This window comes from Methylosinus sp. LW4 (genome assembly GCF_000379125.1).
Lineage (GTDB): Bacteria > Pseudomonadota > Alphaproteobacteria > Rhizobiales > Beijerinckiaceae > Methylosinus.
In genome coordinates this window covers 587,674-596,562 of record NZ_KB900627.1, presented here as the reverse complement: position 1 = coordinate 596,562, position 8,889 = coordinate 587,674, and the positions used below count along the sequence as shown (strand labels likewise).

Below are 8,889 nucleotides of genomic sequence, written 5' to 3'. Positions count from 1 at the left end.
CAGGCGGTCACGGCGGACAGTCTGACGATCGGATCATCGCTCAAAGGCGCGATGGTTGCCAGCGTCATGTAGCGACCGCGCTGCACGGCCCATTCATCGTTGGTCTCGAGCAGGATCGCGCCGACGAGACGGGTGATGGCGCGCTGGTATTTGCGATACAAGCTCAGCTTCCGAGATCTCGTGGAAATGATGGCGGCGCGGGCTGTCATTGGCCCATGCGACCATCATCCGCTGGGTTCAATGCTAACATTCCCGGAGTTCAAAAAGCGGTGGAACCGTTTGGCGCGCCAAGTCGGCGAATCGTGGCGCGTCGATGAGACCTGTGTCAAGATCAAGGGGCGCTGGGTCTATCTCTACCGCGCGGTCGACAAGACGGGAAAAACAGTGGATTTTTTGCTGCGCGCGAAGCGAGATGTCTCCGCCGCCAAAGCGTTTTTCCGTCGTGCGTTCGCGAGCCACGGGCGGCTGCCGCGCAAAATTACGCTCGACGGATATCAGGCGTCGCATCGAGCGGCGCGCGAGCTTCTCGCACAGCATCGAGGCGGCGCACGGATTCGAATTCGATCTTCGAAATACCTGAATAATCTGATCGAACAGGATCACCGATCCATCAAGCTTCGTTTGGGTCCTTTGCTCGGGTTCAAGCGCTTCCCACATGCGGCCACGACGATTGCCTGCGTCGAGTTCATGCATCGCATCAGAAAGGGTCAATTTGCACTGAGCAAATTCAGAGCCGCGGGCAAAACTGCGCCCGAAATCTGGAGCGCCGTGCTCGCTGCCTCATCCTCATGAGCTGCCTGTTCCCCTTCGCGTGGCCATCCGCAAAATTTGCACCGCAACCATCCCTCCGACGAGAGAGAGAAAATTTCATGACGGAACTTTTGCCATCTGGCTTTTGGGGAGGCGTGGACAGCCGGCATGGACAGCCAGCAATCAATCACGAAGAAGGTGCGACCTTCGTCCCATTCAAGAACGCGATCTTGCCATGGGGGCTTTATCGGAGCACAGGCGATCTTTGCATGTCCGCGATCGACCTCTCGCCTCGAATGGATTTAGACTCATGTTACGGCGTCGCGGCCCATATCAAGCAGCCGTTCTTCCTAGAGATCGATGCGATACGCCCGTCACCGGCGCCGGCTGGCCTTCGTTATATCTACGGCGGACTGCTCAACCTGCACTTCGGGCATTTTATAACGGATTTCCTATCCAGACTTTGGTTCGTCACGCTGCCTCAATTCGAAGAGCGAGATTTCCAAATCTGCTACACAGCCCCGGAAGTATTCACTGTTGCAAATGTTTTCTCATATCCGTGGTTGTCCGCCATCATGGCCTCACTGCGGCTCGGTCCACGAAATTTTCTCCACGTAATCGAGCCGATGCGCTTCGATAAGCTGACGATCCCAGAGCCGTCGCTCAGGGCTCAGTTTTACATTTACTCGTCATTTCGAGATTTGGCTTTGGCCGCGAACCCGTTGAGGGACTCAGTCTCCAAAGAGCGCGACAGAAAAATCCCTGTCTATCTATCGAAGACAAGGCTCGTCGGAGGCGTCAGCCGCATCGTTAACGAATATGAGATCGAGCGCCATCTGCGAGAAGCTGGCATCGATATTGTCTATCCGGAGTCCATTTCCTTGACGGAGCAAATTTCACTTCTCGAGAGCACGGATACCATTCTCGGAACGACGGGCTCGGCGTTTCATGTCAGCGCTTTTTGCAAGTCTGTCCCGAGAATCATAGGCGTCCATGCGGCGGAGAGGACGAACTCCAATTTCAAGCTCATCGATTCCGTCACAAATGCCGACGCCGCGTACTTTTACCAGCCTGGGGGTATGTTTCGGAGCACAGACGGGTCAGCATTCTCCGGCGAATTCGTCCTGAAAGACCCGATCGCCGCTGCACGCGAGTTGCTGGTGCTCATCCACGCTTAGCTAGGCTCAGGACTCAGACGGAAGGAGCTGGGACTCGGGCCAGCTTGTCGAAAATGGCCTTGCGACAGCGGTGGCGAAGTATATGGCCGAGAAGAAGGTCACGAAGATCACGGAGGCGACGCCACTACGGACTTCGATCTGAAACATGACGCCGAAGCGCGGCCTGGTCTCATTTCCTCAAAGAGGTCGACAAAGGAAATGATAGCTTGAACGTCGCGCCTCCGCTCGGCGTGTCTTCCAACCAAATGCGGCCCCCGAGCTTCGCCGTCAGATCCTTTGCGATGGCGAGCCCGAGACCGGCGCCCGGCGTCGCTTCGCTTTTCCGCCAGAACGGTTCGAAAATCATTTCGCGCTCGCTTTCCGGCACGCCTGGACCATGGTCGCTTATCGATATAAGCGCATTATCGTCGACTCTGACGACAATTTCTCCGCCCGGGGGCTCGGCGCGAAGGGCGTTGTCGATCAGATTGCTGATGATCGCAGCGATGGCCGCCCCATTGCCATGCACATCGACCGCCGCCGACGGCCCCGAGAACTCGATTTGCCGGCGATCGCGAATGGCCAGCAGCGCCGCATCGTCGACGACGGCGCGCGCCACTGCTCCAAGGTCGACCCGCTCTTCGAGAAGCGCAGGCTGCACGCCCGCTCGGAGCGTCGCCAGCAATTGCTCGACGATATATTTGATGCGATAGGCGTCGCGTCTCAGATCATTCTTGAAGCTCGCCTCTTCCGGCGCGTCGAGCCGTGCGGCGAGCACCGCGACGGGCGTGCGCAACTCGTGCGCCGCATTGGCCGTGAAGCGACGCTGGCGGGCGGCGCCGTGGTCGAGCCGCTCGAGCGCTTCGTTCATCGCGCCGACCAGAGGGGTTATTTCTGTGGGCACTAAGCTCGAGGTGAGCCGTTGATCGAGAGAGTCCATGTCTATGCACGCGGCCTCTTCCGCGACCGCCCGTAACGGCGACAAGCCTCGCCGCATCGCGAACCATGCGGTGGCGGTCGAGAGAGATACGGCCATGACGACATAGATGTTGAGCCAGCGAAATTCCCTCTGCCATGCGTCGAAGAGATCGTCCCACCGGAATTTCTGGCCGTAGACGGCGATGTGAAATCGTCCGTAAGGAGTCCATTTTTGTTCCATCAGGCCGAGAGGCGTCGACTCCTCGTCGCCGGGCAGGATGAAATGCGTATGCGTCGGACTGACCCCGATCAATGGGCCGAGAACCGTTACGAGCTCCGGCGACGAGCCGGCGAGAGGCCGCTTCTGAAGATCGAAGGCGGCGATTTTCATCTTGGGAGCGCGCTCGAGTTCCCTCTGTAGGTCCGGCGTCGGCGCGAGGATCGCCGATCCATCGGCTCCCAGCGCCACTGAGACGACGACCTGCTTTTCCGCGCGCGCTTTGGCTAGCTCGTCCCATGTCGTCGCGAAAAGTTCGACCCCCGCCATTCCGAGGCCGAGCGTGAGGATCCAGCCGAGCAGAAACGCGGCGAGTTGGGCGAGGATCAGATAGAGGACGATGCGATGCGCGAGCGATTTCGTGATCAACGCGCTTGTTCCGTCAACAGATATCCCCGGCCCTTCACCGTGTGAATCTCTATTTGCGCGTCGAGTGTCGTCAATTGGCGGCGCAGGCGCGAGACGATCGAATCCAGCGCATTGGCTTGCACGTCCTCGTCGATCCCATAAATCTCCTGAATCAACGTCTCCCTTGCGGCGACGCGACTCACACGCTGCATCAAGGATCGCAGCAGCATCATCTCGCGTCGATTCAGCATGATCGGAGCGCCAGCTATGGTAACTTCATTGCTTTCGAGGTCAAAGGCGACGGCGCCGGCGACGATGGGAGGCAGCGCATTGCCTCCTGGCCGTCGCATGCAGGCGCGAATGCGCGCGATCAGCTCTTCTCCCTGGAACGGCTTGGTGAGATAGTCGTCAGCGCCCGCCTCGAGCCCGGAGATTTTGTCGCTCAGCCCATCCAGCGCCGTGATCATCATCACTCTGATGCCCGGGCGGATCGCGCGAGCGCTGGCCAAGAGCGATATGCCGTCTCCGTCTGGCAGACGGCGATCCAGCAGCATGAGGTCATAGGCCCGCATGCGCAGAGCGGCGAGCGCTTCGGCGAGAGACGACGCCTTATCGACGACGAAGCCCGCGTGAGCGACCAGTGACGCAATGAGGCGCGCCATTTCCCGCTCGTCTTCGATGAGCAAGATCCGCAACCGACGCTCCCTCATATCCGCCGATGTGAACAGGGCCTTGCGATTGCTGACGTAAATCTTCCGTAGAAGCAAGTTTCTCCTCGCGTTCGTCGTGCTTTGGAGCATTCCGGGTGTGGCGCGTCGGCCACAGTCGCGTGAATTCTTGCGCAGCGACTGCCACGCCAGAAACTCGACAGGTTGCGAACTTAGGAGGGAGAGCTGAAGCGGCGGCGATCGGAAGCGGGGCTAGAAGTGGCGTTCCGCGGGCCCCGTGTTCGGGCGGAAGGCAAATGTCACATAGAGGCGGGGGTAGTTTCGGCGGCGATCGGCGCATTCTTTCCATCGCGCCGCGCTCCCTCGTCGCGCTCCTTATCGCCGTGCTATTGGCTTTCCATCCGTCATGCGCGCAGAGCGCCGAGACCATGGCGCGGCATGAGACCCGCGCCCAGGCGTTGGCCCTCGGCCAAGCGGCCGTGGATTGCGCGAGGCCGACGTCCGGACTTGCTGATCCGATAGCGCCCAGCGATCGGCACACGCACGCCTGTGCGATCTGCTGCTCTATAGCATGCGGTGGATTCGCTCCTTCGGCTACCAGCCTCGTCTATCCCCGCGCCGAGCCCGCGATAGTCGACGGCGGGGCTTTCCGCGGCCGGGGTGCGCGACGAACCGAAAGTTTCGGTCGTTCGTGGTCTTCCCGCGCGCCGCCCGTCTTCTCCTGAGCCGACCGAGCACTGCTCGAAAAAGCGTTGAACTCGCATCGCGCGCCCATGGCCGCGTCAGGAGAAATTTCATGTTTCACAACAGCCTATCGCGCGGCGCCTCCTTCGTCGCGCTCCTTTTCGTCGTCGATGCGTCCGCTGCATTTCCCCAAGAATCCCTGCCTAGCATCGACATCGGGGCGGCCGGAGCCGGCGCCGGCGACCGCGCACCCAGGCGAGGCGAGCCGCGCGCGCCGCTCGACACGGTGACGCCGGCGCGGCGAGCCGGCTCGATCTGACGCCGCGCCAGACCCCGGCCTCTGTCCATTCGATGACGAGCGACGAGATGCGCGAGCGCGGATTCGACCAGGCGCAAGACGCGGTCGCGGCTTTTCCAGGCGTCATCGTCGGCAATAATCCGATCAGTCCGACGAGCTATTCCATGCGAGGCTTCACAGGCAATCAGATTACCGTGCTGCGTGACGGGGTCTATCTCGGCCCGGCCAATTTCATCAATCGTCCGGCCAATAGCTTCAATGTCGAGAGCGTCGAAGTGCTCAAAGGGGTGGCGTCGCTGCTGCATGGCCAGGGCGCGATCGGCGGCGTCGTCGATATTCGCACCAAGGAGCCGAGCTTCGGTCCGACGCGTTTCGACGCATTCGTGAACGGCGGGAGCTTCGGGACGATCAATCTCGGCGTAGGCGTCGGCGCGCAGCTTTCCGACGATTTGGCCGCTCGGCTCGATGTCAGCCGCAGCCGCTCCTCTGGCTTCGTGAAGAACACGCCCTCCGACTCGCTCAATCTCACCGCGAGCCTATTGTGGAGGCCGCTCGAGAATTTCAGCGTCAAGCTCGGCATGGATTTTTTGGACGATAATATGTCGCCTTATTACGGCACGCCTCTCGTCCCGCTCGCCTATGCGCGCTCGCCGATGGGCGGCGTGATTTCGTCCACCTCGGGCCTCGTGCTCGACCAGACGATGCGCTTCAACAATTACAATGTCGGCGACGCGCTATTGGCGACCACGCAATTCATGCCGACTGCGCATGTCGTCTACAAGCCGACGGGCGAGATCGCCTTCACCGACGACGCCTATTATTTTTTCGCCGACCGCAAATGGCAAAATGCCGAGACCTACACGTTCCTCGGCGCGAACAATGGCAGAACGGACGCTCTCGGCAATCCGATTCCCGCTGGATCGATCGCCCGTGATCGCTTCTATGTCTATCACGATCAGCATAAGCTCGGTAACACGCTGACGATGACGGTCGATCGCCCGATTTTCGGCTTCGATAACAAATTCCTGCTCGGCGCCGACGTCAATTCGACGCATTTCGTCCGCGACCGTGGCTTTCCGAGCGCATCGATCGCCGATTATGTCGACGCCTGGAATCCGAGTCAGGGAACATGGGGCCTCTATGCCGGCGAATGGCCGATTCGCCGCGCGCCGACGCGCATAGATGATTACGCCGGCCTGTTCGAGGACGTCCTCGCTCTGCGTCCAGATCTCAAGCTCGTGACCGGCGCGCGCTATGAATTCGAGCGGTTGGATCGCGTCAACTACAATCAGAATGGGACGTTCTCCAACACGACGAGCTTCCGGCGCAATTTCCGTCCGTTCAACTTCCGCGTCGGTATGATCTATGACGTAACCAAGGATATTTCGTTCTATGGGCAATATACCACCGCGAAGGACCCGATCGGCTCGGCGATCTATGTCGTCAACGCGGCGCAGAATTTCAATCTGAGCAGCTCGCGCCAATATGAGGTCGGCGCCAAGGCCTCCTTTCAAGACGGCAAGGGCGAGGCGACTCTCGCACTCTATGAAATTCACCGCGCGAATATTTTGACGCAGACGACGCAGAACACCGCGTCCGACATCGGAAGCCAGATGTCGCGCGGCGTCGAAGCCTCGGCAAATTTCTTGATCACGCCGCAATGGAAGGTCTCGGTCAACGCCGCCTACGCCTATGCGCGCTACGGCTTCTTCGTCGATCCGGCGACTCTCGTGATCGGGACGGGAAACCGTCCCCCGAATGTGCCGACTTGGACGGCCAATCTTTGGACCTCCTATTCCAACATCGCCGACCTTCCCTTCGACGCCGGCTTCGGTTTGCGCTTCGTCGACTCGCGCGCCGGCAACAACGCCAATACGCTCTTCCTCGAGAGCTATGTGGTCGCGGATGTTGGTCTCACCTATCACGTCACGCCAGGAGTCGACGCAATGTTCCGCGTCAACAATCTCTTCGACAAGACCTATGTGAATTGGGCGGAAGTATCGTACCCAGGCGAGGTGATCCTCGGCGCGCCGCGAAGTATCACATTCGGGCTCACGATGAAGTTCTGAATCGAGCTCGCGATCGACGACGGTGAGAGTTCGGCAAATGCGAAAGTCGATAGTTTCGCTATCTCGCGAGACTATCGACTTCTCCGCAGTCGGATTTCTCGTCGTCGTCCGCGTAACCGGCAGCCGGCTCGCGTTCGCCCGGAGATCGATTAATTTCTCACGCTACGCTCCTACGCCGGGGAGCGCGAGGGAGCGAGGCTCGACGTCTCCGAACTCGTTCGGCGCGCCAAGGCTCTCGAACCACGTTCGCGCGTGCGGGCTTGCGTTTCGACGAGGAGGTCCGTCAGCCTGTTACTGGAAGCGAAGGAGAGCGGAGGCGTCGCGCCCGCGGTCGATTCGGACATTAACCGGACATTGGCAATTCGGGCGGGGCGGTGATGGGTCACAGTTCCTCCTTCATGCATTACTCTGGCGGAGTGCGGGGGGAGGCGACCGTTCGGCGACGCCAGCGAGGACCAAGATATCACCCAGCCGCTCGCTCGGCGCAGCCGAAGTTCGTCGATGCGCCGATTGAGCGTTCGGACGTCCGGCTGGTTGGGGAAGGCGGAAGCTGCGATCACGACCAGATCGAGGACGGTGACGTTGCGCTGGGCCTCGCAACAATGGTCGGGGCAATGGGCTCTCGGTAGAGCCGCCGTCGCCCCTCCCCTCGTCGCTTCCCGACTGACGCTGGATCGTCCAACAAACGACGAGCGTCGGCGCGACCGAGGCGCCATGCGCCCATTGCGCTCGCCGCCGAGAGCGTTTCACATTTTGAGGGAAGCGTATCCGGCGCTTGCAAGATAGTTGGCGCATTCGTCAGGCTCGATCGCTTCGACGAGGCTGCCATGTGACGCCACGTGTGGTCGATCGTTCGCTTCTGAGCCTGCCGCATCCAGTGCTCGATCTTGGCGAAGGCCTGCTCGATCGGGTTGAGATCGGGCGAATAGGGCGGCAGATACCAGAGCCTTGCGCCAGCGGCTCGAATTGTGCGTCGCACGGCCGCGGACTTGTGGCTGCCGAGATTGTCCATGACGACGATATCGCCAGGTCGGAGCGCTGGGACGAGCCGCTGCTCGACATAGGTGCGGAAGCTTTCGCCGTTGATCGGGCCGTCGACGACGCAAGGCGCGGCGAGACGGTCATGACGCAGCGCGCCGAGAAAGGTCAGCGTGCGCCAATGACCGTGGGGAGCGAAGCCGCGCAGGCGCACGCCTTTAGCTCCCCAGCCGCGCAGCGGCGCCATGTTGGTCTTGATCCAGGTCTCGTCGATGAAGACGAGGCGCTGCGGGTCGAGGCGTTGCTGCCATGATCGCCAGCGTCGACGCCTGCGAGCGATGTCGTCACCCGAGAAGGCCTCTCGTTCAAAAAAAAACGCTGTTCGCCCTCGAGCAGGCGCGCGCAGAAACAGCCACACGGCGTTGTGAGAGACCTTCACGCCATGCGCGGCGAGTTCGTCTTTCAATCCGTGCAATGTCAGATGCTGCGTCTGCATGATCCGTTCGAGGATGAAGGCTCGATGCGGCTCCAGGGTCGGCTTGCGACGCCCACCGATCTTGGCCGGAGCCACCGAACCCGTCGATCGAAGACGCTGCGACCATTTCACGACAGATGACGCCGCTACGCCGAAACGCTGCGCAACAGAACGGCAACTCTCGCTGGCCGCCGAAGCGGCGACGACGCGCTCGCGAAGATCATTGGAGAGAGGTCGAACCATAGATGCTGGCCTCCGCCCAGCCGG

At 60.8% G+C, this 8,889-nt stretch carries 6 protein-coding genes and 1 pseudogene; 3 read left to right on the top strand and 4 right to left on the bottom strand.

Annotated elements, in window-relative coordinates; translation table 11 throughout:
- Positions 1 to 143 (bottom strand): annotated as a pseudogene (locus METLW4_RS28080) (IS256 family transposase); the annotation flags it as partial.
- A 7-nt stretch (positions 144 to 150) separates the two neighbouring features.
- Between METLW4_RS28080 and METLW4_RS25830 the strand changes: the two are divergent.
- Complete coding sequence (locus tag METLW4_RS25830; protein ID WP_371212335.1) at positions 151 to 792, top strand: IS6 family transposase; 642 nt, start codon at positions 151 to 153, stop codon at positions 790 to 792.
- A gap of 77 nt (positions 793 to 869) precedes the next feature.
- Positions 870 to 1,928 (top strand): glycosyltransferase family 61 protein, encoded by a 1,059-nt coding sequence (locus METLW4_RS0122160; protein ID WP_157235591.1) that lies wholly within the window; start codon positions 870 to 872, stop codon positions 1,926 to 1,928.
- 169 nt (positions 1,929 to 2,097) lie between these two features.
- Here the strand turns inward: METLW4_RS0122160 and METLW4_RS0122150 are convergent, their stop codons facing one another.
- Entirely contained in the window at positions 2,098 to 3,471 is a 1,374-nt protein-coding gene (locus tag METLW4_RS0122150; protein WP_018268427.1) for a sensor histidine kinase, read from the bottom strand.
- Positions 3,468 to 4,160 carry a response regulator transcription factor gene (locus METLW4_RS0122145; protein ID WP_018268426.1) on the bottom strand — a complete coding sequence of 231 codons (693 nt, stop codon included), beginning with the start codon at positions 4,158 to 4,160 and terminating at the stop codon, positions 3,468 to 3,470. The genes METLW4_RS0122150 and METLW4_RS0122145 overlap by 4 nt, the downstream gene beginning before the upstream one ends.
- Before the next feature lie 1,008 nt (positions 4,161 to 5,168).
- Here METLW4_RS0122145 and METLW4_RS25825 point away from each other — a divergent pair.
- Positions 5,169 to 7,169, top strand: a complete 2,001-nt coding sequence (locus tag METLW4_RS25825) for a TonB-dependent receptor (RefSeq protein ID WP_157235590.1) — start codon at positions 5,169 to 5,171, stop codon at positions 7,167 to 7,169.
- Between the two features lie 746 nt (positions 7,170 to 7,915).
- Here METLW4_RS25825 and METLW4_RS25820 read toward each other — a convergent pair.
- Positions 7,916 to 8,865 (bottom strand): IS630 family transposase gene (locus METLW4_RS25820; protein WP_085983245.1). Its coding sequence is split into 2 segments (ribosomal slippage): positions 7,916 to 7,998 and positions 7,998 to 8,865, totalling 951 coding nucleotides; the frame shifts between segments, so codons are not numbered across the junction.
- Between the last annotated feature and the right edge of the window lie 24 nt (positions 8,866 to 8,889).